This is a genomic window from Acetobacterium fimetarium, assembly GCF_014284475.1.
Lineage (GTDB): Bacteria > Bacillota > Clostridia > Eubacteriales > Eubacteriaceae > Acetobacterium > Acetobacterium fimetarium.
The window spans coordinates 201513-227879 of sequence record NZ_WJBC01000002.1; the positions used below are offsets into that span (position 1 = coordinate 201513).

Sequence of the window (26367 nt, forward strand, 5' to 3'; positions counted from 1 at the left end):
GATAAAAAAAAACCTATTTAAGCATTTTCAGGACGATTAATTACCAGACCCTTTAATTTACAGTTTTGCCAAGGCATTATTTTGTCCCACCGGACAGGCGACCATGCAAAGTCCGCACACGGCGCCCCGGCCAATATGCTGATAAGCTTCCTTCATGTGATTGCTGCAACTGAAAGCATCATAGAGTTCATTTCGGGCAAGACCCGGTTCCCAGAGCCGGCCTTCGATGGCCATCGCCGGACAGGCCGTAACGCAAGCCCGGCAGAAACCACAGGCGCTTTGGGTAACAGGATTACCGGCTTGAATCGGGGCATTGGTCAGCACCGTCCCCATCCGCACGCGGGGACCGTAGCTCGGATGAATGAACAGAGCGCTTCGTCCAATCCATCCGAGTCCGGATAATACTGCCCCGGTTTTATGCTGAAAAGCGCCGGTAAAGGCATCATCAGGATCGCTCACAGACTGGGAAGCCGGAATGGCAACGCTGGGATAGCCGAGTTCTTCGAGAAATAAGATGATGCGCAGGGTGATCAGATCAATCAGACGATTGACGCTGCGATAATGACTGAAATAGGTTTGTGTGGGTTCCGCTTCAATCTGATTCAGAATGCCGTCTGACAGCCGGATGATCACCGTAATGCCGTGGTTGTACCCCATCCGTTTGTTTTCCGGCAGCACTGAAAGATCAGAAAAGCCGATCTGTGCGGCGCCCAGAGATTTTCCGAGTGCTTCGATTGAGAGATTTAAACTGTTGTCATCAGTTTTTAATTTTGCCATAGTTTCCTCCGGGAGCGCGGTATTTTCTTTTTCGTGTTTTTGCTTCTTTTTTCGATTGTCATAGCCCAATCACACTGTTAATATGGTACAATAATATTATCATAAGCAAAGGTGGTGGGTAGATGCTCTTCAATTCTGAACAACAAGCTGAGGACAAATTAATAATACTATATGTGCTGAAAAAAATCAAAACATCCTTGACGCGTGAACAGGTTGCACTCGTCATAATCGAGAACCTGCAAATCAGCTATTTTGATATCCAGTTATATGTCGATGATTTGATAAAGGACGAATTTCTTTCAACATTGGAATATGACGGAAAGTCAGTGCTCAGCCTCACACCCATGGGGAAAGAAACCCTCAAGGTTTTTCACGATAAAATTCCGGTATATATCATGGATATGATCGATTTGTATCTTAAAGAAAACCGAGACAAGATTTTTAAGGAAGTGAAAGTCACAGCAAACTATCAGAAAAAAGGTGAATCTGACTATATCGTTGAACTGAAACTGCATGAAAATAATGTCGTTCTGATGGAGATCTCGCTGAGTGCCCCTACTTTAAAACTTGCTTTGGACATCTGCAACCGCTGGAAAGAAAACACTCAGGAGCTTTACACTTCGGTATTAAAAGTGCTAACCTGATAACTACTTACGAAACGCAATTAATAACCCTTTCAGTTACCATGAAGGGCCTGAATGACGGCATCCTTACGGTGTTCGTCGCTGTGAGGCCGGTTGATAAATTGAAAGGGTTTCATTTTTTTGTTTGAATAAAATATTTCCGCATCACGTGCCCGATCAGTTTTGTCAGTTCCACGACCAGGATTGGGCAAACCGAACCGATAAATACAACAAACCATTGCGCTGTATTCATAGCTACCACATTAAAAACGGACTGGAAAGCCGGGACCAGCAGCACGGCTAACTGTAGAACGCAGGATATCCCCAGCGCCCCCCATAAATACGGATTGGTAAATAATCTGCTTGAAAAGATGGAGTTCTTCTGAGAACGCACATTGAGGGCATGCGTTATCTGAGAAAAGCCGAGTACCGCAAAACACATGGTTCTCGCCACTTCGACATTATAATTGGCAAATCCTGTTTGATAAACCATCAGGGTGATGGCCGCCAGTACCATTCCCTGAAAAACGATCCGTCCCCCCATGCCATGAGCGAAAATGCTCTCTTTGGGACTTCGTGGCTTTTCGTTCATGATCTCGGCGCTGTTTTTTTCCACCCCCAAAGCAAGGGCCGGTAAACTATCCGTAATGAGATTGATCCATAAAATATGGATGGGCAGTAATGGCTGCACCCATCCGATGATCGTTGCCATGAATAAAATCAGAATTTCAGCGATATTGCAGGATAAAAGAAAATGAACCGCTTTTTTTATATTGGCATAAATGCCGCGGCCTTCTCGGACCGCCGCTACGATGGTTGCGAAATTATCATCGGTCAGGATCATTTCGGCGGCTTCTTTTGAAACATCGGTTCCGGTAATCCCCATCGCGCATCCGATATCCGCTTTTTTCAGAGCCGGAGCATCGTTGACGCCGTCTCCTGTCATTGCGACAACGTGCCCTTTTCTTTGCCAGGCATTCACAATACGCACCTTGTGTTCCGGAGCCACCCGGGCAAAAACAGCAATGTTTTTAATTCGATCATGCAATTCCTTGTCGTTCATTTCAGAAAGTTCGGTACCCGTATAGGCCAGACTGTCTTTTTCAAAAAGATCAAGCTGTTTTGCGATGGCAACGGCCGTATTCTTATGGTCGCCGGTAATCATCACGGTTTTGATGCCCGCTCTTTTACAGATTTTAATGGCTTCTTTCACTTCTTCTCGTGGCGGATCAATCATGCCGGTCATGCCGCAGAAAATGAGATCATGTTCCAAATTTTCGGCTGAGACTTCCGGCATGGTGTCATACTGTCGGTAGGCATAGGCAATGACCCGATAGGCCTGGTCCGACAGGATATTAATTTTATCAGTGAGTCCGCGTGCCAGTTCATCATTCATCGGAATAATCTGATTGTCTCTGAAATAATAGCGCACCCGCTCCAGCATGATATCCGGCGCCCCTTTTGTAAAACTGTACCAGGTATCCCCGACCCGATGGATGGTTGTCATCATCTTGCGTTGGGAATCAAAGGGGAGCTCGCCGACCCGGGGAAGCTTCATTGCGACAGCAGATTGATTATAATCGAGACTTTCGGCCAGATCGATCATGGCTACCTCGGTTGGATCACCGATTTGCTGAACACCGTCTTTACTGGTGATGATTGAGGCATCATTGCAGAGCATACCGATTTCCACGATCATTTTTTCAGGACCATTCATGATTTTTGCTTTCAGGTCGGATGCGTTTTGGATCTGATCATTGGCAATGATTTTTTCTATCGTCATTCTGTTCTGGGTCAGGGTTCCGGTTTTATCGCAGCAGATAACGGAAGCGCATCCCAGAGTTTCGACAGCCGGCAGCTTTCGGATGAGCGCATTCTTTGATACGAGCTTCTGAACGCCGATCGCCAATACGACGGTGACAATTGCCGGCAACCCTTCCGGGATGGCGGCTACGGCCAGGCTGACGGCAGTCAAAAACAGCAGCAGTGGGTCACCGCCGCGAATCAGTCCAATTGCGAAAACGGCGACGCAGGCAAAGATTGCACCGCTTGCAAGGATGCGGCCAAGCTCATCCAGACGCTTTTGAAGCGGGGTTTGGATGGAATGGGTTCCCTGAATCATACCGGCTATTTTCCCGATTTCCGAGTTCATTCCGGTTGCGGTAACAATGAATTGGCCGCGGCCATAGTTGACGAGACTGGTCATATAGACGGAATTGCTGCGGTCTCCCAGTGCTGTTAAAGGATCAGTGATCGCAGTGGTATCCTTATCAACCGGGACTGACTCTCCGGTCAGGGAGGCTTCCGTTATTTTCAGAGAGGCTTCCTCAATTAAACGGCCGTCGGCCGGGACAAAATCACCGGCATCCAGATAGACGATATCGCCGGGAACCAGATCATCTGATTTGACGATGACACGCTTCCCATTTCTCAGGACCTTTGCTTCCGGTATGGTCAGCCGCTTCAAAGCTGCCATTGAAGTTTGGGCTTTCTTTTCCTGAACGGTGCCAATCAGTGCATTCATGATCACAATGACAATAATCAGCATCGCATCGCTGATTTCACCCGCGATGCCGGAAATAACGGCGGCAGCTAGGAGCACAAGAATCAGGAAGTCTTTGAACTGAGCAAAGAACAGACTCGCGAATGAAGGCGTTTTACCCTGATCCATCCGGTTCTTGCCATAAACCTGAATCCGCTTTGAGACGTCTTCGCTGCTCAATCCCATCCGAGGATCGACTTCATAAATAGCTTCTAGTTCTGAAGCAGTGGATAAAAAGCTTGCTTTGTTATTCAATCAAAATCCTCCTTAGGTTGTTGCTAAACCCGTACCAACCAATTGTTAATCAGTTGGTTGCTGCAGCTCGGACACTCTTCGAGATATCCGTTCTGATGCAACCAACACGATGTAACAATTGTCGATACTACATTAATACTGGCCTTCACTCAGGCTCATCGTATGAAATGTTATAAAAGCCCTTTATTTCAAAATATTTGTGTGTCAACAAAATTGATGAAATAAAGGGCTCATTATATTAATACCCATCAGAGATGAGTTTATTCAGCCTATGTAACTGATTGAAATAAATTCTATTGATTGAAATAATCCAGGCGTTCCAGAACTTTCTGCAGGGTCTCCTGGTAGCGACGCTGTTTTTCGCGTTCGCCTTCGACTACTTTTTCCGGTGCTTTATCGGTAAAACCTTTGTTTGACAGCTTTTTAATGACTCGGTTGATTTCTTCTTCAAGCTTCTTTTTCTCGGCGGACAGGCGGGCAATTTCTTTTTCCCGGTCGACCAGTTCATCCAGATTGATATAAAGTTCCAGGTCGTCCACTACTGCGGAAACGTAGTTCTCCTGGACCTCCTCTTTACTGATTGCCAGAATCGATGAGACGGATGCCAGTTTCTGGAAATAGAGCAGTGATGATTCCATCAATGACAGGTGTTTGCTGTTTTCTGAAATCATGAACAGCTGCGTTTTTTTCGAATTCGGCACATCCATCTCGGCTCGGATATTCCGGATGCTGCGAATGGCCTCCATCAGAAATACCACTTCTTTTTCATCTTCAGGGAAAACATCGGCTTCATTGAAATGCGGCCACTGAGCAATGATAATATCGCCGTCAGCGCCTGGTAAATAACTGTTGATTTCTTCGGTAATAAATGGCGTGAATGGGTGCAGTAGCCGCAGAATCGTATCCAGTACCACACGTAGTGTATACTGCGCAGAAATCTTTGTCTGTTCCTCATCACCATAGAGTCTCGGCTTCACCAGTTCGATATACCAATCGCAGTATTCGTTCCAGGCAAAATCATAGACTTTTGAAGCGGCGATCCCCAATTCATATTTTTCCATATTATGGTTGACTTCCTGGACCACTGTGTTCATGCGGCTTAGAATCCATTTGTCGGTGTTTTCAAGATGCGCCATAGCGGCATCTTTCTTTTCCATAATATCATCATCAAGATTCATCAGAACAAATCGGGCGGCATTCCAGATTTTATTCAGGAAATTACGGCTGGACTCAACTTTTTCATCCTGCCAGCGGATGTCATTTCCGGCGGAATTACCGGTGATGATGGTGAAGCGCAGGGCATCGGCACTGTAGGTTTCGATGAGTTCGAGGGGATCAATCCCGTTGCCAAGAGATTTGCTCATTTTCCGACCCTGGGAATCCCTTACCAGTCCGTGGATATAGACATCTTTGAAAGGGGTTTCTCCCATTTCGAGAAGTCCCATGAAAACCATCCGGGCGACCCAGAAGAAAATGATATCATAACCAGTGACAAGCACCGATGTGGGATAGAATTTCTTGAGATCAGCGGTGCTGTCAGGCCAACCCAAAGTAGAGAACGGCCAGAGTCCGGAGCTGAACCAGGTATCCAGTACATCCTCGTCCTGAGTGATCTGGGTACCACCGCATTTTGGGCAGGCTGCGGGCGCTTTTTTTGCCACAATCATCTCGCCGCAATCGCCGCAGTAGTAGGCGGGAATACGATGTCCCCACCACAACTGACGGGAAATACACCAATCGCGGATATTCTCCAGCCAATTGTAGTAAATTTTGCTGAAACGATCCGGGATGAATTCAGTCTGACGGTTTCTGACAGCTTCCAGCGCTGGTTTTGCAAGGGGTTCCATTTTTACAAACCATTGCTCCGATGTGAGGGTTTCGACGGTAGTTTTACAGCGGTAGCATTCCCCGACGTTATGCTGATGTTCTTCGATTTTTTCCAGCAGTCCCAAGTCTTCCAGATCTTTGACAACGGCCTTGCGGCATTCATAACGGTCCAGGTCTTTGTATTTTCCGGCCAGTTCATTCATGGTTCCGTCATCGCTGATGACGCGGATCTGTTCCAGATTATGACGCAGCCCGACCTCGTAGTCATTGGGATCATGGGCCGGTGTCATTTTAACCGCCCCGGTTCCGAATTTCATATCCACGTATTCATCGGCGACAATCGGTATTTCTTTATTCAGCAGCGGCAGAATAACAGTTTTCCCGACCAGATGGCGGTAACGTTCGTCTTCCGGATTGACGGCAACGCCGCTGTCCCCCAGCATCGTTTCAGGTCGCGTGGTGGCAACCACCAGATAGCCGTCTTCGCTGGCTAACGGGTAGCGGATGTGCCAGAGATGGCCTTGCTGTTCCGCATATTCAACTTCTGCCTCAGACAGAGCTGTCTTACAGGTTGGACACCAGTTGATGATGCGGCTGCCTTTGTAAATCAGTCCTTTTTCATAAAGATTGACAAACGCTTCATTGACCGCCTGATTGCAGCCTTCATCCATTGTAAAACGTTCCCGGCTCCAGTCGCAGGAAGCCCCCAGTTTTTTGAGTTGGCTTGTGATGCGGGTCTTGTAAGTCAGAGCCCAATCCCAGGCGCGTTCCAGATAGGCTTCGCGACCGATATCCTGCTTGGTTTTGCCTTCTTCCTCACGCAGCTTGTCCACCACTTTAACTTCGGTGGCGATGCTGGCATGGTCCGTTCCCGGCAGCCATAACGCAGAAAAACCATCCATGCGCTTATATCGGACAAGAACATCCTGAAGGGTTCCGTCAAATGCATGACCCATATGGAGCTGGCCGGTAATATTCGGCGGCGGCATCACAATGGTAAAAGGCGCTCCGTCGGGATGAATCTCCGGCTTGAAGTATCCTTTTTCATGCCAGTAAGCATAGGTTTTGTCTTCAACTTCTTTTGGATTATATGTTTTTGACATTTCTTTTTTCATTTCTTCACCTGCTGATCTTTTCTTTATGGTCTTGCTTTTCAATGAGACTTTGACACAGTTCAATGGTTTTGGTCATCGAACGGTTTTGCGCTTCTTCCGACATGTTTTCGGACATGCGCTTGATAATATACTTATTTTCAAATAAAAAATCAACCATTGAGGTTAAATCTTTGATTTTATCCACTTTGATTGCCATTCCCCCATCCACCAGATAATCGGCATTCTCTTCTTCCTGTCCGGGATAGTAAAATGGAATGATCATCGGAATATTTTTCACGATGGCCTCGGTTGTCGTCAGTCCACCCGGTTTGGAAATGATGGCATCCGACATGTCCATCAGCTCGGAAACATTATTGACGAAACCATGAATTTCCACGATTTTGTTTGAATTGATTTCGCGGCTATTGAGACTGTTAATTTCTTTTTCGATTCGGGCATTGTTTCCACAGACAACGATAATCCTGATTCTTTCTTTTACCTTCAACAGCGAAGAAAACGCTTTTTCCATTTGCTTGCTGCCCAGGCTTCCGGCCATCAAAAGAATCGTACCGGCCACATCCGCCGTCTCCTTTTTCTCAAGATGATTGTTTTCAAGAAAGGTCTGACGAATGGGAATGCCATAGGGGAAAATGATGTTTTCATCAACCCCTTTTTCTACCATGGTCTGCCTGGTATACTCGCTGCCGACCACATAGGCATCAATCATTTTTTTTAAATAAACGGTATGAATCTTATAATCAGTAACAATCGAAAGAACGGGGACATCAAAAGCGTGGTGTTCTTTGAGGGTGCCCAGCACATTGGTGACAAATGGATGGGTTGTAATGATTAAATCCGGTTTGCCGGATTTAATTAAAGGAACAATATCGGGGTTCATGATCCTTGTCAGGACCTGGAAGATACCCTGCTGAAAGCGATTCATGCTGTTGAACTGATTGTACATCTGCTCGTAGAGCTTTGGTACACTCATCACCATTTGCTGATAGCCTTTGCTGATGAGACGGTCAAGGGCTACATTTATTTCCTTAAAAGCATCGAAAACTTCTGTTTGATAACCCGCATCATCGAGTGATTCCTTTAATGATTGTGCTGCTAAATTATGACCAGCTCCTGTGGATGCTGTAAAAATAAATACCTTTGACATATTCAACCTAGTCTTCAAATTCTTTCGAGAATCGGTAATTAACCCGCATCAGTTTACCGCCGATGGCCTTTTCTCTCTTTTTTTCACAACAATAAATTCCACCAAAAACCATTAACATGCCTGCAGTGACTGCAGAAATTCCAACGATTATTTTTTTAAACATATTTTCCCTCCAATTTACATCAAGTATCAATCAATTATTTCAGTTATCTTCTGGTTCACTCAGAAAAACAGTTCCGACTTCTTCACCATCAAGTATATCATACAAAATACTGCAGTCGGTACCGGATGCGATCACCACATCGATGCCACAGTCGGTGGCATATTTTGCAGCCCCGATCTTTGTGATCATGCCGCCGGTACCTAAACTGGAACCGGAATTTCCGGCCGTTTTCATGATGTTGTTGTCAATCTTCACAACGGTTTTAATAAGTCTGGCCGCATCATTGACGTTGGGATTATCATCATACAAACCATCCACATCCGATAAAATGATTAAAAGATCAGCATTAACGATATCCGCCGTCATCGCGGATAGTATATCATTATCGCCAAAGCATTCTTCCTGAATTTCATCCGTCGCAATACAGTCGTTTTCGTTGACAATTGGGATAATGCCGCGTTCGATCAGCGCATTGAACGTATTCATGGCGTTATTGCGCTTGATCGAGTGTTTGAACACATCCTTTGTCAATAAAATCTGTCCGACATTCTGATGGAATTCATCAAAGAATTTATGATAAATCTGCATCAGCAGTCCCTGCCCGACCGATGCAGCGGCCTGTTTGTCTTTAAGTGTTTTGGGACGTTCTTTCATACCCATCCGGTTCTTTCCGGCACCAATCGCCCCGGATGATACCAGGACTATTTTCTTTCCGCTGTTTTCAAGATCGGTCAATACCTGGGCAAGACCGTTCAGTTTCTTGAAATCAAGTGTTCCATTTGGATGGGTGATTGAAGTGGTTCCCATTTTTACGACGATCGTCGTCGCTTTTCTAATTTTTTCTCGCATTAATAATCTCCTAAGTGATATAGCTCATCGGTAATTGCGAAATTCAAAAGAATCGAACAAAGGTTGTTTTGATGTCAGTTTACACAAACGATTTTGTAACGTGTAGGCGAACAGTTCGGAGAACTGTCCGCCGTACAGTATAAAGATTGTTTCGTGTAAACTGGCAGCGAAGCTCACGATCGCTTTATAATTACCTAAATTACATCCTAGTTAATTATTATATCAAACAATACTGAAACATCAAAATATTTTTTCATTTCAACTGCATCCGGTGGTGGTACCGCAGTCCAGGCAGATTTTGCAGGTGCCGTTTCGCATCATCCGGTCACTGCCGCAATGGCTGCAGGTTTCGCCGTATAAGACTTCACCCTGAATGTCTTTGATGTGGACCGCGGCTGGCGATTCATCCTGGATCACGCTGTTGACGAGGTTAGTTTTATTCATAACGGTGAAATTTTTCGGTTTAACCTGGCAGTTTGAGAAATCACCATGCTCGATATCAATGACCTTGCTGATGAGATCAGATATCGATGAAGCAAATTTAATATAGGGATGTCGGGAAACAAAACCCGATGGCTCATATTTCTGTCCCCGCAGCATTTTTGAGATCTGATCCGGTGGAATATGGTATTGTAGCATATTCGATATGGATTTGGAAAGGGATGCAAGCAGGCCTTTCACCACGGTTCCTTCTTTGTCCGTGGAAACAAAAATTTCAGCAATGCCCCCGTCTTCATAGAAACCGATGGTGATGTACAGTTCAATATCCCCTATTTTTGCAGCATGGGTTCGACTTAAACGCATACCCTCTGGTCTGACACGGTTAAGTGCCTTCGAGGACCCCTCCTTGACGAGAGCCAGCAGTTCGGCATAGGTATAATCATCAAGGGATTTTTCCTGGTAGTCATCCATACCGGAACTTAAAGGCTGAGAGGCTTTGCAGGCGTCACGATAAACAGCAATTGCCTTTGTTCCGGTGCGGTAGGCTAGTAAATGGATGTCTTGCACATCTTTGACAGTTGCATCATGAGGGAGATTGACCGTTTTGGAAACGGAACCGCTGATCATCGGCGTGATGGCGGACACCATTAAAACATGGCCCATGGGCGAAATGGTGTTGGCGGTATCAAAAACAGGCAGATGCTCGGCTTTGATATGAGGGGCGCCATTTACGCCTTCATGGATAAAATAGCCCCGGTCATCTTTTTCCAGAAGATAGGTTAAAATATCCCGGATCTCCGGATCGTTGTAGCCAAGATTATGCAGCGCGGTCTCCATGACCGGATTCACGATTTCCATCGATCCGCCACCGATGAGTTTCTTGAACACAACGTGATTGTAAAAAGGTTCTATTGAGGTTGACCCGCAATCCATAGCGAAAGAAATGGTGCCCGTCGGTGCGACAACCGAAACCTGGGCGTTGCGGTAACCGTAGGCTTCCCCGGCTTCTTCAGCCAGTTTCCATGAATTCTTCAGTTGGGTGCCGATTTCCTTGAAGCCCATTTTCTGTAAAAGCTGATGATTGATTTTGAGCGGTTCATAATGAAGTTCTTCATAATCGTCTTTTCTGGCCCCGGCAATCCGGCTGTGATTCCGGATCACGCGCTGCATGTAGGGTTCATTGATTTTATAGCTTGGGAAAGCACCAACCTTGCCAGCCATCAATCCGGAAACGTAGTATGAAGTACCCGTCATCAGTCCGGCGATCGCTGCGATTAAGGTGCGGCTTTCCGGTGAATCATAGGGATATCCCAAAGCAAGCAGCAGCGAGGCAGTATTGGCAACGCCCAGGCCGGTCGTTCGGAATAAATATGTTTTTCTGGCAACATCCGCGGTCGGAAACTGTCCATGGTAGATGGATGCTTCAAGGGCGCATTGAATGAGTCCGACCAGGTGCATATAATGCTCGGTCTCAAAACTGCTGTCCTCCGCATTATAAAAACGGAAAACGTTGATGGATGCCAGATTGCAGGAGGTATCATCCAAAAAGGCATATTCCGAGCAGGGATTGGTGGCATTGATGCGGTTTGCCTTTTCTTCGATATGGCCGTTTTCTCCGCCGGGACAGGTGTGCCATGCATTGAACCGGTCATCAAACTGGATGCCGGGATCGGCGCATTCCCAGGTTGCCTTGTTCAGTCGGTCCCATAATTCCTGAACAGACACTTCACGATCAACACAATTGTCGATCCGGCCTGTTAATTTGATTTTATGATCGGGTTCGTTTCGCAGATTCAGGACCGCCTTCATAAATTCGGCATTGAGACGGACGGAGTTATTGCTGTTCTGACCGCTGACGGTTTGATAGGCTTCGCCATCCATGGACAAATCGTATCCCATTTTGCCCAGTGCCCGAACTTTATGTTCCTCTTTAACCTTCCAGTCAATGAAATTCTCGATTTCGGGATGATCAATGTCGACGATGACCATTTTGGCGGCCCGTCTTGTGGTTCCGCCTGATTTGATGGCGCCGGCGTTCCGGTCCAGTCCCTGGAGAAAGCTCATCATCCCCGAGGATTGTCCACCGCTGGTGAGGCCTTCATTGGCGGCACGGAGATTGGAAAAGTTTGTGCCGACACCGGAGCCGCCTTTGAACAGTTTTGTTTCACTCACGTAGTGATCAGAGATGGAGTGTTCGCCAAGCAGTTTGTCCTGGATTGAGAGAATAAAACAGGCGCTTGCCTGAGTCCGCGTGTAACGATCTTCGGACTCGACCACCATTCCGGTTTTTTCATCGTAATAATAGAGATCATCTTTAGAGCCGCTGATCTGATAGTTGCGGTTGAGACCGGTATTGAACCACTGCGGAGAGTTAGGTGCCCACATCTGCATCAGCAAAGCATAAACGAGCTCATCATAGAAAATCTGCCATTCCTCAGCGGAGTCAATGATGCCTTCTTCACGCAATGCATCGGTCCAGAAACCGACCATCCGATCGGCCACCTGGCGCATACTGTTTTCATATCCGAGTTGATTGGGGATCCCTTTTCTTCTGAAATATTTGGTCGCAATGATGTTGCAGGCATTTTGCGAGTAATTTTCCGGAAATTCCAGATCCTTCATTTCGTAAATTATTTCACCGGTTTTGTAGTTCTTGAGAACAACATCGACAGTCTGCCACTGAAACAGATCGTAGACGGTCTTGTCCGAGTTCTCCAGTTCTTTTGTAAAAACACGCTTAAAAAGCTGATTTAGTTCGATCAATCTATCTATTCCTCCTTGAATGAAATACACGATATTGTGATGCATTTCTAATTATAAACATATATATAGTGCATATCAATGTATTTTTATGTATTTTTCATTTTAGATTTCTGCCACAAAGAAAAGGCTCTTTACGAGCCTTGAGGTTAATCATATTTGCGGTATGAAATTGTTGCCGGGATGCGTTAATCTTCATCCGGCTTTTCGGTTTTTTCTGGTTTTTTCTTGATGTTGACTTTTTGTCCAAGCTTGCTTTCGCGGCCCTGGATAATCCGACCGATGTTTTTTCGGTGCTGGAATACACTGAAGAAGCACAGGACAAAGGCAAAAACGATTTCGGTGGTATTTCGACCGGTCAGAAGTGTGAAGACGGGCAGCATGGTCATGCCGACCATCGAGGCCAAAGAAACCATTTTCCAGATCGCCAGAACAATGAGGCCGATCATGATTGCGATGATCGCCACTTCCCAATCCAGAGTCAGAAAGACACCCAGTGAAGTGGCGGTTCCTTTTCCACCGCGAAACTGCAGAAAGGCCGGCCAGTTGTGTCCGGCGACGACAGCAATGCCGCCCAGGGCAAGAAAAATACCATCGTAAACGGCGTCAAGTCCCAGCAGTCGACCGACCACCACCACCAGACAGCCTTTCAAGGCGTCCAGGATAAAAACCGGTAAGGCAAAATTCTTTCCCATAACACGGAGCACATTTGTCGTACCCGCATTACCGCTTCCATAATTACGGACATCTTCATTCTTGAAAAATTTCACAAGAATATATGCAAAGTTCAGATTCCCTATCAAATAGGCTGCAATAGTAAAAACAAGACCAATAATAATTGACATTTCCCTACCCCTCTAACACATTAAATTTTTAATCTATCTTGGTTCGTTCAATGAGTGTGGCTAGCTTTTCCAGCACACCGTCGTAGTTTTCTTTTTTATGGGGAAAATTGCAATGCGTGCAGTTTTTGACGCCTTTGTCAGTATAGACAAAGTTGCCGCCGCAATCCTTTCCTAAAGCATATAACGGACAATAGCAAAAAAGACAATTGAATTCGCTCAGATCGTCCGCATGATGACAAGGAAAATATTCACAGGCTGAATGCTGAAAAAATTTGAAATTTTTGCTCGCTTCGTTCATTTAAACGGCGTCCATTCCGGCCTTGAGTGCCTTGATGTTAAGATCGATAAACTGTTTCTTGACATTTTTTGAGATAATCGATTCCCAGTCGATTTCAGCAAGTCCCATCAGTTTAATGACAGATCCCAAAAGAATGACATTGGTCACTTTATTGTTACCTAGATCATCTGCCATTTTGGAGGCCTGCATGACGCGACAGTCCGACTTGCTTTTTATTTCTTCCAGAATGCCGTCCGGATAGGTACTGGTTCCGATAACGACCGACAGTGGAGAAATCTCGGTATCGTTGACGACTAATTTTCCGGTCGGTTTCAGATATTCCAGCGAGCGGAGCCCCTCCAGTTTTTCAAAAGCAACCACGATGTCCGCGCTGCCGGTTTCAATGACAGGAGACTGCACCGCGTCACCGTACCGAACCAATGAGGAGACGGAGCCGCCACGCTGGCTCATGCCGTGAATCTCACTCATTTTAACATCATAACCGGCTTCCATTAAACCGGTCGTCAGGAGTTTCGCCGCGGTAATCGTTCCCTGACCACCGACGCCAACTAATACTATATTTTTTGTTTCCATCTATCTTGCCTCCACTTCAATTGCCTGTTTGGGACAGATCTGAGCGCAAACGCCACAGCCGACGCAGACGTCTTTCAGAATTCCGGATTTTTTATTGGCGGTATCAAAAGCCAAAGCCGGGCAGCCAGATTTCAGGCATTTCTTGCAACCGACGCATTTTTCGACGTCAACGGTGCACACCTGTTTGAAAGCGGTTGGAAATTCATCCTTGTCCATCGATGATAGTTTCTTAAGCACACACGGCCAGCGCGTGATAATGACGGCCGGTCCGTCAACATTGAGTCCCCATTCGATCGCGTCCTTTGTCATCTGAAGGTTGTTCGGATCGATTGTAATCAGTTCTTTGATGCCACAGGCTTTGACCATCGCTTCGATATCGATAATCGGGGCTTCTTCGCCTTTTAAGTCGTAACCGCTACCCGGGTTCTGCTGGTGTCCGGTCATGCCGGTGATGCGGTTGTCCAGAATGATGGTCAGCGTATTGCTTTTATTATAGACAACATTCAGCAGACTGGTAATTCCGGAATGGAAGAAAGTTGAATCACCGATAACGGAAACCACCTTTTTCGAATGGTCACCCTTGATGTCAAATGCTTTTTGAACCCCATGACCGCCGCTGATGCTGGCACCCATGCAGATCATGGCGTCCGTCGCATTGTAAGGGGGCATCAGGCCCAGTGAATAGCATCCGATATCGCTGAAAATCATCAGGTCCTTGCGGCGTCCCAATTCGTAGAAAGCACCCCGGTGAGGACATCCGGCACACAGCGCCGGCGGTCTTGGCAGGATCATTTCAGGATTCGGGTGGATGGTTTCAACTGTTTCATTGAAGAGGGCCTTGCGGATCCGATCCGGCGTCAACTCACCCATGGTGGGGAGCTTTTCCTTGCCGATACAGTCGATTCCAGCGGCTTTGATTTCAGTTTCCATGACCGGATCATTTTCTTCAAACACGTAAAGAGTTTTCTTGTCTTTGGCGAAAGCCGCGATTTTTTCCATTGGCAGTGGATAGGTAAAACCGATTTTCAGATAGGAGGCCGTATCGCCGAAAACTTCTTTCGCGTAACGGTAGGCCACTCCGGAACCGATGATGCCGATTTCTGATTTATTGTCTTCAATATAGTTAAACGGGGTGGTGTTTGAGTAGGTTTCAAGACGTTTGAAATTATCGGCAAGTTTGACCTGCATGCCTTTTGCAAAGGCCGGCAGGGGACAGTATTTTTTAACGTCTTTTTCATAAGGCCGGTCGGTGACTTCCTGGCGGTCCTGGCATGCAACGATGGATTTGGAATGGCAGACACGGGTTGTCATTCGGAAAAGAACGGGCATATCATATTCCTCGCTGACAGCGAAAGCCTCTTTGACCATATCCTTTGCTTCCTGACTGTCGGATGGCTCGAACAGGCAGACTTTTGCATGGCGGGCATAATGACGGTTGTCCTGTTCGTTTTGGGATGAAAACATGCCCGGTTCGTCAGCCGTGATAATGACCGCACCGGCATTGACGCCCAGTCCGGCAAAAGTGAACAGCGGATCGGCTGCCACATTCAGCCCGACGTGTTTCATCGAGCAGAGGCTTCTCACCCCACCCATGCAGGCACCGGCGGTGGCTTCAACTGCTACTTTTTCATTCGGCGCCCACTCGGAGACAATTTCATCATAGGTAGCGACATTTTCTAATATTTCTGTACTGGGTGTTCCGGGGTAGGCTGTCGCAAATTTTACCCCGGCTTCCCAGGCCCCTCTTGCGACGGCCTCATTTCCCGTTAATAACTTCTTCATTTCTTTTGGTGCTCCTCTCTTGTTTCGTGACAATCACCCATATGTTGGGCCAGATAGGTACCCAGAGTGATGGAATTTAATTTGTTCTGATAAGAATCAGACCGGGAGGTTAAAATGATCGGAGCACAGGCTCCCATCACGATTCCAGCTGATTCGGCCCGGCCCAGATGGACCATGGCTTTAAATACTGCATTTCCTGTTTCAATGTTTGGAGCCAGAATCACATCGGCATCGCCGGCGACTTCTGAAATGACTCCTTTGATCTGAGCCGCTTTTTTTGAAACGATCAGATCCATCGCCAGCGGACCATCGATGATGACAGTTTCAGAAGCATAGTATGTTCTGCCCCATTCTCTGAGTGCGGCAGCGTCCACTGTTGCCGGCATTTTGGAATTGACTTTTTCTTTGGCGGCAAGACAGGCAATCTTGACCGGATGAATCCCCAACAGTTCGGCCAGACTGACTGCATTCTGGATGATTTCCTGTTTTTTTTCAAAATCCGGATCAATAACCATGCCGCCATCCGTCATTAATAAAAATTTGTGGTAGGAATCGATTTTCATAACCATGACGCTGCACAAAAGCCGTCCGGTCATCAGCCCCTTGGTTTTATCGATAACTGCCTTCAAAAAAATAGAGGTGTCCACAAGACCCTTCATGATAAAATCGGCTTGACCCTGACGCACCAGAGACACTGCTTTTTCACAGGCAGCTTCCGGATCATCGATGTCGATTATCTGAGCATCTCCCAGATCCAGTGCTTCACGGGATATGATATCACGGATTTTGTTCTGATTCCCGATCAGGATGAGCCCGGAGAGAACTGACTTTTGGGCGATTGAAACAGCCTTTAGCAACTCAGTTTCTGCCGCTTCCGCCACAACGAGTGACGGTTTGAAACCCGCCCTCACCGAATCTGAAATCGCATTAAAATCATTGAACATCCTTAAAACCTCACATTTTCGTATAAAATATTATACACTAATTTCATCGTTTAATAAAGCAGCAATTGCCGGGCCATTTCAGGATGTGACAAAGCTCTGTATCGACCAATTTACTTTCGTTTAAATTTCTGATGGATTTGCTTCCATGTTAGAATGATAAAAAAAGACCACTTTTATTATTTTATCACAAAAATAATGAAGGTGGCCTTAAGAATCAAAAATATGTTAAAAATCTGAATGCTATCGCTGCGACAAGGGATTGTATTCGCGTCGGTCACAGACATTCATGTAGGCGGGACGGATGATTTTGCCGGCGTTGATCAGCTCTTCCAACCGATGTGCACTCCAGCCGGAGATCCGGGCGATTGCAAAAATCGGGGTGAAGAGTTCAAGCGGCAATCCGAGCATGCTGTAGACAAAACCGCTGTAGAAGTCGACATTGGCGCTGACGCCCTTATACATTTTTCGTTCATCCCCGATCACCTCGGGAGCCAGTCGTTCCACCAGTGAGTACAGTTCGAATTCCTCATTCAAGCCTTTTTCTTCGGAAAGGCTCTTGACAAATCCGCGTAAAACTTTAGCACGGGGATCGGAAACAGAATAGATGGCATGACCCATTCCATAAATCAGTCCGGCATTATCAAAAGCTCGTTTATGAAGCAGATCGACAAGATAGCTTCGCACCTGACTTTCATCGGTCCAGTCTTTGATGTTTGCCTTCATGTCGTTGAACATTTCGACAACCTTGATGTTGGCTCCCCCATGTTTGGGGCCTTTGAGCGAGCCCAAAGAAGCGGCTACAACCGAATAGGTGTCCGTTCCCGATGACGTGACAACATGCGTCGTGAAGGTGGAGTTGTTTCCGCCGCCATGCTCCGCATGAAGCACCAGTGCAATATCGAGAATGCGCGCTTCAAGATCTGTGTAATTGCTGTCCGCCCGCAGCATATAAAGGATATTCTCAGCCGTCGAAAGTTCGGGCTGCGGCTGATGAATAAACAGACTCTGTCCATCATGATAATGGTTATAGGTCTGATAGCCATAAACAGCCAGCAGAGGAAACAGAGCGATCAGCTCGAGGCATTGTCTTAAAACATTAGGGATTGAAACATCGTTGGCATTGTCGTCATAGGCAAACAGGGTCAGAACGCTTCTGGCCAGTGTATTCATCATATCCCGACTGGGTGCTTTCATGATGATATCGCGCACGAAATGGGTGGGCAGATTGCGGTAATGACCCAGCAGCCTGGTGAAATTGTGAAGTTCGTCATGATCGGGAAGATCACCGAACAGCAGTAGATAGGATACTTCTTCAAAGCCAAAGCGTTTTTCTTTTACAAAACCGTCCACTAATTCTTCAACATTGATGCCGCGATAAAATAATTCACCTTTTTGGGGAATTCGTTTGCCAGTGTCATCATATGTATAGGCAATAATTTCTGAAATATCAGTTAATCCAGTTAAAACGCCGTTGCCATCTAAATCTCTCAGGCCTCTGTTAACCTGATATTTTGTGAATAATTCCGGTTCGATATAGCTGTTCTTTTTACATAACTCGCTGTATTTAATTATTTCAGGGGTAATTTCCGAAAAACTATGATTCATCATCAATCTCCTCTTCGTATCGTTAAGTATAATTTAGACTATTATACCGCAAAACTTCAGACAGATAAAGTTAAATTATTATTATTTTCAATATATTTTGAAAGTGCTTTTCAAAAAAACACATATTCAAGTTGTAATCATGCATTTAAACCGAATTTCAATTTGAATTATGAAAGATTCAATTTCAATCTTTCATTCCGGCTACTGCCAACATTCTCAATTTCTCAATCCGCCCGAACCGATGAAAGATCTGCTGCCAAATGGTCGTGAAATTGAAAAAAGACCCGCAAGTATGAATCCTGCGGGTTAAAAAATTTATCAGTGCTGCCAAGTTAGGGGGAAACCATCATCAGAACTAAACCAGCGCGACACAGACTTCCAGCTGAATGCCATCGACATCGAAGGCAACACAGGTGATTTGATCTTTGTTCAGGTTCAGTTCAATGTTCTCACCGAACAGCAGTGTCGGAACGGATATATCGACATTGACCGATTCTTTGGAAAAATTGATGCAGGCATTGGCGGTGAGCATGTTCGATAATTCCGAAAGGGCACTTTGTGCCATTTCGTCCAGTTCTTCAACCGGCATACCCATCATCATGGTTGAGGCAAACTGTTTGGCTCCGTCTTTATCGATCGTGTAAACCACATTTCCTTTTTTGTCCCCGACGATTCCCAGCGTCAGAACAACGCCGCTGGCAATAATTTTTTTTGATTTTTCGGTGAATTCTTTCTGCGTCAGGTTTGAAAAACCAAACTGGGGCAAAATCTCATTGATGGCCGCAACAAAGGGATTGATGTTTTTTAGCTCCATGATGAGTCCCCCTTCTGAATACCGACATTCATGAAGGCATCGCCCAGGTCCGTCTTGATGGCAAAGGACGTGTTTTTCATATCGCCGATGGATACGGTAATGTCCTCGCCGATAATGATCGTCGGCGGCGATACCCGCAGACCAAAGGATCGATTCAATCCGTTCAGCAGCGAACAGGCATTGCCGGCAATCACATTGGCAAATTCGCCCAGAAATTGAATGGCACTTTCTTGCGTCTGGTTGTCATCCTGCAGTATTTTTTTCACCATATTGAGTGCCGTATCGGCAGACATATCGATGATCAGCCGGCCATTGTGGCGGCCGATGATGCCGACTGACACTGAAACACCGGAGGATTTCCGGCCGGATTTGAACTTCAACTCGTAGTTTTGTATTGCCACTTCCCCGCCGATTTCTCTTTTCAGAAAATTGAAGGTGGATTCCTTAAACGCTTCTTCATAATGATCCTGTAAAAGCCGGTACAGATCTTCACCGGCAAACAGCTTTTCGATTGTCGCCTTCAATTCATCCTGATCCACGGGTTTCTGGAGATAGGCGCTGATCCCCACCTGTTTTGCGTGTTCAACAATTTCTTCGTCCATCATTGAACTGACGGCTACGATCTTTGTGTTTTTCAGATGTTTCAGTATTTCTTTTGAACATGCGATGCCATCACCATCCGGCAACGTCATATCCATTGTTATCAAATCAGGTTTTATTTCCTGAGCTTTTTCGATGGCATCACTCATATTGAGTGCTGTCGCGACGACATCAAGTCCAACTTGTTCCAGCATTTTTTTTAAAAAAGTGATTGAAAAAGCTGAATCATCTACTATCATAACTCTTGGATTTCCCATAAATCTACCGCCTTTTGATATAATAATTTGAATTCTACTTTTATTCTAATGGCTGAAAGGCTTCCGCGTCAAGCAATAATATCAGGATAGATGATTATATTGATTTGTGAATCAGATTATTCAGTTCAACAAAAATCTGTTCGGAAAGAAATCCGCAGCTTTCATATAAGGAAGTCAAATCGCCGTGCTCAATCAGCGGATCGTCTATGGCCCGGATCGACACCGTTTTATCGCCCATTTTCTCATTCTGAGCAATTCCGGCTGCCAGTTTTTCGGCAACTCCCCCGTTTTTTATTCCCTCTTCGACGATATAAATCTTCTTAGTCGCTTCAATCAGGGTGAACACCGATTCAAAATCAAGCGGATGGACTTTCACCAGCTTGATTAGACGAACAGAAATTTTGGCATTCAGCGAGGCTATGGCATCATGGACATTTTTGGTGATCCGTCCATAAGTAATGACAGCCACTTCACCGGGTGTTTTCCCAAAATCCTGATAGCTCACTTCGCCACAGGTTTGATACTGGCTGCGGTCGTACTCGGACTGTGCGCCTTTGGGATAGCGGATGACGGTCAGGCCATTGTGATGAAAGGCCTGGTTAAAGGACTGCTCCATCTCGGCATAGGTTTCCGGGCTGAAAATTGTAATTCCCGGAATGGAGCTCAAATAGGAGCAATCGTAAATACCCTGATGGGTGATGCCATCCCCGGGGACCAGTCCGCAGCGGTCCAGAGCCATGATCAGCGGGAGCTTCTGGATGGCAACGTCATGAATCAGCTGATCATAGACCCGTTGGGTAAATGTCGAATAAACCGCGCAGACGGGTAGTTTTCCATTGGCAGAAAGACCGGCGGCAAAAGTGACCGCGTGTTCTTCCGCAATTCCCACATCGAAAAAACGCTGGCGATGTTTTTTCCTGAATTCGCTGAGACCGGTGCCGCTGGTCATGGCGGCGGTAATGGCACAGACCGATGGGTTTTGCGCGGCTTCCCGGCAGAGAATATCGCCGAAAACCGATGAAAAATTCGTGCTCTGGTTCGTCGGGTCCACCCCTTTTTCCAAATCGAAGGAGCCGACGGAATGATAGATTTCGGGGTTGTCTTCGGCCGGTTGATAGCCTTTGCCCTTGACCGTATGGACATGGACCAGGCAGCATCTGTTTTTGTCTTTGGCTTCCCTCAGAACGGTTTCCAGTTTTTTCTGATCGGAGCCGTCAATCGGTCCCAGATAGTCGAGACCGAGATTTTCAAACAGGTTTTCGCTCATGACCCGTTTTTTAAAACGCTTTTTGAGCTTTCGCGTCTCCATGACCAGGTTTTCGCCGACCAGCGGGATTTTCCGGAAAAATCGCTGGGTTTGGTGTTTTAGGGTGAAGTATTTCTCACTCGTGCGGATTCTCGACAGATATTTGGAGAGGCCGCCGACATTTTCTGAAATCGACATCTCGTTGTCATTCAGAATAATGATCAGTTTCAAATTATTCTTGGTGCAGTTGTTCAGGGCTTCATAGATCATCCCGTTGGTGAAAGAGCCATCACCGACAACCGCAATGACGTAGTTCGGACTGCCGTTTAACAGATTGGCGGTGGCCAGTCCCAGTGCGGCTGATATGGATGTTCCGGAATGTCCGGCACCAAAAGGATCATATTCGCTTTCCTCGCGATTGGTGAAGCCGGAGATGCCGTTCCACTGCCGGAGGGTGTCAAAACGGCCCTGTCTTCCGGTCAGGAGTTTATGAACATAGCTTTGATGTCCCACATCCAGGACAATTTGATCCTCTGGTGAGTTGAAAATACGGTGGATTGAAATCATCGTTTCGACAATGCCTAAATTTGAGGCCAGATGTCCACCATTATTTGATACGGTATTGAGAATTTCATTTCTAAGTTCATCTGCAAGGATTTCAAGATCACGGTAAGACAATCCTTTTAGATCGTTTGGCGATGAAATGCTTTTTAATATACTCAATTCGGGTAGTCCTTTCTTTCATAATTACATAAGTCACGTATTATTATAGGATATTAGAGGAAACTAAAAAAGTCAATTATTTTAAATTATGAGCTAAGAATATGATAAGAAACGGCATCTTTTATTGGCAGCAAAAGATTTGTACGCGCTTCCTGATACATTAGCACGTTAAAATCAACAAGTTTCTTTCAAAATAGTTGAAATTTATTCCTAAATAGGATACAATTATCGTATGTTATGATATAACAAATACAATATCGGCTGGAGGTTAAGAACATGGAAAATGCGTCAATGTACGAAGTACTGCAGTTGGCTATTAATCTGGAAGAAGAAGGCACAAAATTTTATGAAAAGTGGGCTTCTAAAGCAAAAGGCAATGTCAAAGAAATGCTGAAAAAACTGGCAATGGATGAAACAAAACATGCAACCTATTTTAAAGGCCTGTTTGATGGTTTAAAAGACAAGCCGGAAGTTGATTATTTATTTGAAGAAGATGTAACGGCTTATTTTAAAACCTATGCAAACTCAGCAGCATTCAACCGAGAACAGGTAAAACTCAACTCGATTAAAGAAGCCGTTGAAGAAGGCATACAGACCGAGAAAAACTCCATTGAATATTACGAGTTTCTATTAAAACATTCAAAAGAGAGCACCAAAGCGATGCTTGATAAGATTATTAAAGAAGAACAGGGACATCTGGTTATTCTTGAAAAATTACTGCCCGAAGTATAAAAAGAAAAGCGCCTTGAGGCGCTTTTTTTAGTCCAGTTCTTCGACCATCCGGTAGCCGACTCCGACATGGGTCACGATGTATCGCGGCGCCGCCGGGTTCTTTTCGAGTTTTCTGCGGATGTTGGCCATATTGACGCGCAGCGCCTGGATCTCGTTGGTATAGGGTCCCCAGACTTCCTTGATGATGAAATCATGAGTCAGCACTTTGCCGATATGTCGGGACAGCAGCACGATGATTTTATATTCAATCGGGGTCAGATGAACCGGCTCGCCCGAAATGGAGACCAACCTTTTGTCGTAGTCAATTTCCAGTTCACCGACGGTGATTTTTTTGATCTCGGCAGAATTCACATCAGAATTCTTTTGGCTGTGGCGAAGGCCGGTCCGGATGCGGGCCAAAAGTTCGGATGTGCCAAACGGCTTGGTGATGTAGTCATCCGCCCCCAGATCAAGCGCTTCCACCTTTTCACGCTCATGTCCCCGCGCCGAAACCACAATAATCGGGATGGCTGACCATGCCCTAATTGTTTTCAACACATCCACGCCATCCATATCCGGCAGGCCCAGATCAAGTAGAACCAAATCCGGCGAATAGGATGCCGTCATTGCAATGGCTTCTTTTCCCTTGTCTGTTTTGATGATTTTGTATTCATTGGCTTTTAATACAGCTGATATAAAGTTGGCTATGCCCTCTTCGTCTTCAACGATGAGTATCACTGGTTTATTGTCCATTGTTTTCCCCTTCTTCTAACGGCAGTATGAATCGAAATACGGCACCACCGGATTTTTTGTTGACTGCTTCCATTTTCCCATGATGCGCATTGACGATGGATTTGCAGATTGACAAGCCGATGCCCATGCCCCTGGCAGTATCAGCGCTGCGTTTTTCATCCGGTACATAAGCCTCAAATAGATAGGGAAATTCCAGTTCACTGATCCCCGAACCGTCATCACTGATTTCAAATACGGCATTCCTGCCCTTTTTGGTTGCTTCAACACGAATGACCGAGTCTTCAGGGGAATGCTTGATGGCATTTTCGATCAGATTGATGATAACCTGTTCAATCAGGGTGCCCTCCATTGGGACCATTAAAAGCTCGTCCGGTACTTTCACTGAAATTTTCCAGTTGGAAAACCATTTGTGGATGCGGCTGACGGCTTCGGCAATAATTTCTTCGGCAGCTTCCGGCGTTTTGGTTACTTTCATCGGACCATCGCTGATGCGCGTCACGGACAGCAGGTTCTCAACCATCCGGATGAGCCATTGCGATTCGTCCTGAATATTCAAAAGCAGCGTTTTTCGTGTTTCGGCATCCAGAAAGTCGCCGTTTTCCAGAATAGTGGAGCTTGCTCCCAGTATCCCGGTGAGCGGAGTGCGCAGATCATGAGAGATCGCGCGCAGCAGATTGCTTCGCATTTTTTCTTTTTCCGCTTCAATGGTGACGCGCCGCTGTTCGTTTGAAAGATGATGACGCTCCAGTGCAATTTCAATCTGAGAAGCGATCACCCGTAAGAACAGGCGGCTGTCCTGACTGAGTTTTCCGTTGGTACAGGATAAACCGATGACCCCCAGTACATGACTTTGAGAAACAATCGGCATATAGAAGGCCCGCGCCCCCATCAGGGTATCCGAACCGGTGCCGGCTGATTTTTTATTCATAAACACCCAGTGGGCGACGGCGCGTTCATCCTCTGACAGCAGAAAGGCGGAATCGGGCTCCAGCGGCGATTGCCGAAAGGTTTCAGCTAAACTGGCGAAGGGATCCTGCGTATACAGAATAGCGGATCGTCCAAAAATTTTGACCAGGTATTCATTGACCAGTCTGACGGTTCCCTCAAGATCGTTGGATGCCAGCAGTTTTTTATTGATCTCATAGAGAATTTCGGTACGGTGCGCTCTTTCCACCGCAAACCGGGCCTGAGTTTTGATGCGGACGGTCAGGGCACTGGTTATCAGGGCAACGATCAGCATGATAAAAAAAGTGACCGGATAGTCTTTTTGGATGGCATGAAAGGTATAATAAGGAACGGTAAAAAAGAAATTAAAAACAAGAACACTGAGTACCGATGCGGCAACGCCGTAAACATACCCCATCGTCATTCTTGAAACGACCAGCACCGACAAAAGATAGACCATGATAATATTCGGTGTGCCGATACCCAGATTATGAATCACCAGTGAAAACAGGGTTGCAGCAATCAGTATTGCCGCCGTTTTTAGCGCATCCGTTCGGGAAAAGGACAGATTTCGACCGAGGCGTCGCCTTTGTTTTCGGTATTGTGCGGGTCGGTGATGAAGCGTGTTGCCCGGTATAATATGAACCTCGATACTTGAGAGCATGCCGATCAGACGGTCTTCGAGACTGGTTTTGAAAAGACTGAAGACTGTTTTGGGGGTTCGGCTTTTTCCGATGACGATATTGGTGATGCCGGAAAGCTTGGCATATTCGGCAATGACGGTGGCAACGTCAGAACCATTGAGGGTTACGATTTCAGCCCCCAATCGCTCTGCTAGTACTAAATTTTCCCGAAGGTTTTGCTTTTCCTGATCTGTCAGCTGTTCACTTTCCATTGTTTCGACGTAGACGGCTGTCCACGGCGCCTGAAAAGCTTCGGCGGTTCGCTCCGTCCAGCGGATGCATTTAGCCGAAAATGGTGAAGCGCCAACACAGACCAGGAGTTTGATATTGGCCATTTTTGGGGATAACCGCGGTTCATTCTGATTGTCATAACTGATCCGGTTAGCCACCTTGCGCATGGCAATTTCGCGTAGAAGACGCAGGTTTTCTTTCGTGAAGAAATTCTCGAGCGCTTTTTCAGTCCGTTCCTGACGGTAAACTTTTCCACTCGCGAATCGAATCAATAATTCCTCTGGCTCGATATCAATCAACTTGATTTTATCGGCATTGTTGAATATATAATCCGGAATGGTTTCCTGGACATTGACCAGGGTAATCTTTTCGACAATGTCATTGAGGCTTTCAATATGCTGGACGTTGACCGTTGTAAAGACATCGATGCCGGCATTGAGAAGCTCTTCGATATCCTGATAGCGTTTTTTGTTGCGCATCCCCGGCGCATTGGTATGGGCCAGTTCATCCACCAGAATCAGCTCCGGTTTTCTTTTGAGGGCCGCATCCAGATCAAATTCCTTGAGCTGCATATTTCGATACTCAACAATCTTTGGTGCCAACATGGGCAGATCGCCCATCAGCTGGATGGTCTCAGGCCGGGTATGCTGTTCAATATAGCCGACCAGGACGTCGACGCCGCATTTCATTTGCTCCTGAGCATCATCTAGCATAGCGTATGTTTTTCCCACGCCGGCAGCGTAGCCAAAAAAGATTTCGAGTCGACCTTTTTTATTTACTGAATCTGCAGACAGATCTTCTAAAATATCATCGGGATTGGGTCGGTTATCACCGAAATCTACCATAAGTTTACCACCTTTT

At 46.1% G+C, this 26367-nt stretch carries 20 protein-coding genes; 2 read left to right on the top strand and 18 right to left on the bottom strand.

The window, feature by feature from the left end:
* Positions 1-57: 57 nt before the first annotated feature.
* Positions 58-777 carry an epoxyqueuosine reductase gene (locus GH808_RS02270; RefSeq protein WP_186841182.1) on the bottom strand — a complete coding sequence of 240 codons (720 nt, stop codon included), beginning with the start codon at positions 775-777 and terminating at the stop codon, positions 58-60.
* A 122-nt stretch (positions 778-899) separates the two neighbouring features.
* Here GH808_RS02270 and GH808_RS02275 point away from each other — a divergent pair, with 122 nt between their 5' ends.
* Positions 900-1421, top strand: coding sequence for a DUF4364 family protein (locus GH808_RS02275; RefSeq protein ID WP_186841183.1), 522 nt, complete (start codon positions 900-902; stop codon positions 1419-1421).
* Positions 1422-1533: 112 nt separating this feature from the next.
* Here GH808_RS02275 and GH808_RS02280 read toward each other — a convergent pair whose 3' ends face one another.
* The 15 genes from GH808_RS02280 to dxs all read right to left on the bottom strand — a co-directional run bounded on the left by GH808_RS02280 (position 1534) and on the right by dxs (position 22183).
* Positions 1534-4197, bottom strand: coding sequence for a calcium-translocating P-type ATPase, PMCA-type (locus tag GH808_RS02280; RefSeq protein ID WP_243166067.1), 2664 nt, complete (start codon positions 4195-4197; stop codon positions 1534-1536).
* Between the two features lie 293 nt (positions 4198-4490).
* Entirely contained in the window at positions 4491-7139 is a 2649-nt protein-coding gene (locus tag GH808_RS02285; protein WP_186841184.1) for a valine--tRNA ligase, read from the bottom strand.
* Positions 7140-7143: 4 nt separating this feature from the next.
* The gene (locus GH808_RS02290; RefSeq protein ID WP_186841185.1) at positions 7144-8283 is read right to left on the bottom strand and encodes an MGDG synthase family glycosyltransferase; all 1140 of its coding nucleotides are present in this window, start codon (positions 8281-8283) and stop codon (positions 7144-7146) included.
* Between the two features lie 7 nt (positions 8284-8290).
* Positions 8291-8446: a stress-responsive transcriptional regulator PspC gene (locus GH808_RS02295; RefSeq protein WP_186841186.1), complete on the bottom strand. Its 156-nt coding sequence runs from the start codon at positions 8444-8446 to the stop codon at positions 8291-8293.
* Between the two features lie 39 nt (positions 8447-8485).
* Positions 8486-9295 carry a glutamate 5-kinase gene (gene proB, locus GH808_RS02300; RefSeq protein WP_186841187.1) on the bottom strand — a complete coding sequence of 270 codons (810 nt, stop codon included), beginning with the start codon at positions 9293-9295 and terminating at the stop codon, positions 8486-8488.
* Positions 9296-9553: 258 nt separating this feature from the next.
* A complete protein-coding gene (locus GH808_RS02305; protein WP_243166068.1) occupies positions 9554-12499 on the bottom strand; it encodes a vitamin B12-dependent ribonucleotide reductase in 2946 nt (981 codons plus the stop codon).
* A 185-nt stretch (positions 12500-12684) separates the two neighbouring features.
* Positions 12685-13341: a glycerol-3-phosphate 1-O-acyltransferase PlsY gene (gene plsY / locus GH808_RS02310; RefSeq protein WP_186841189.1), complete on the bottom strand. Its 657-nt coding sequence runs from the start codon at positions 13339-13341 to the stop codon at positions 12685-12687.
* Between the two features lie 28 nt (positions 13342-13369).
* The gene (locus GH808_RS02315; protein ID WP_186841190.1) at positions 13370-13639 is read right to left on the bottom strand and encodes a cysteine-rich small domain-containing protein; all 270 of its coding nucleotides are present in this window, start codon (positions 13637-13639) and stop codon (positions 13370-13372) included.
* A complete protein-coding gene (locus tag GH808_RS02320) occupies positions 13640-14212 on the bottom strand; it encodes an indolepyruvate oxidoreductase subunit beta (RefSeq protein WP_186841191.1) in 573 nt (190 codons plus the stop codon). It abuts the gene before it with no gap.
* A complete protein-coding gene (iorA, locus tag GH808_RS02325) occupies positions 14213-15994 on the bottom strand; it encodes an indolepyruvate ferredoxin oxidoreductase subunit alpha (protein WP_186841192.1) in 1782 nt (593 codons plus the stop codon).
* Positions 15991-16938 (bottom strand): phosphate acyltransferase, encoded by a 948-nt coding sequence (locus tag GH808_RS02330; RefSeq protein WP_186841193.1) that lies wholly within the window; start codon positions 16936-16938, stop codon positions 15991-15993. The genes iorA and GH808_RS02330 overlap by 4 nt, the downstream gene beginning before the upstream one ends.
* A 240-nt stretch (positions 16939-17178) precedes the next feature.
* The gene (locus GH808_RS02335; RefSeq protein WP_186841194.1) at positions 17179-18546 is read right to left on the bottom strand and encodes a citrate/2-methylcitrate synthase; all 1368 of its coding nucleotides are present in this window, start codon (positions 18544-18546) and stop codon (positions 17179-17181) included.
* A 352-nt stretch (positions 18547-18898) separates the two neighbouring features.
* Positions 18899-19357 carry a chemotaxis protein CheX gene (locus GH808_RS02340; protein ID WP_186841195.1) on the bottom strand — a complete coding sequence of 153 codons (459 nt, stop codon included), beginning with the start codon at positions 19355-19357 and terminating at the stop codon, positions 18899-18901.
* Positions 19348-20214: a response regulator gene (locus tag GH808_RS02345; RefSeq protein WP_186841196.1), complete on the bottom strand. Its 867-nt coding sequence runs from the start codon at positions 20212-20214 to the stop codon at positions 19348-19350. The genes GH808_RS02340 and GH808_RS02345 overlap by 10 nt, the downstream gene beginning before the upstream one ends.
* Positions 20215-20308: 94 nt before the next feature.
* Positions 20309-22183, bottom strand: a complete 1875-nt coding sequence (gene dxs / locus GH808_RS02350) for a 1-deoxy-D-xylulose-5-phosphate synthase (RefSeq protein ID WP_186841197.1) — start codon at positions 22181-22183, stop codon at positions 20309-20311.
* A gap of 276 nt (positions 22184-22459) precedes the next feature.
* On the opposite strand from dxs, the gene GH808_RS02355 reads away from it, so the two are divergent.
* The gene (locus GH808_RS02355; RefSeq protein ID WP_186841198.1) at positions 22460-22915 is read left to right on the top strand and encodes a ferritin-like domain-containing protein; all 456 of its coding nucleotides are present in this window, start codon (positions 22460-22462) and stop codon (positions 22913-22915) included.
* 27 nt (positions 22916-22942) lie between these two features.
* Here the strand turns inward: GH808_RS02355 and GH808_RS02360 are convergent, their stop codons facing one another.
* Together GH808_RS02360 and GH808_RS02365 are read right to left on the bottom strand one after the other, a co-directional pair.
* Complete coding sequence (locus tag GH808_RS02360; RefSeq protein ID WP_186841199.1) at positions 22943-23647, bottom strand: response regulator; 705 nt, start codon at positions 23645-23647, stop codon at positions 22943-22945.
* A complete protein-coding gene (locus GH808_RS02365; protein ID WP_186841200.1) occupies positions 23637-26351 on the bottom strand; it encodes a sensor histidine kinase in 2715 nt (904 codons plus the stop codon). The genes GH808_RS02360 and GH808_RS02365 overlap by 11 nt, the downstream gene beginning before the upstream one ends.
* Positions 26352-26367: the final 16 nt, after the last annotated feature.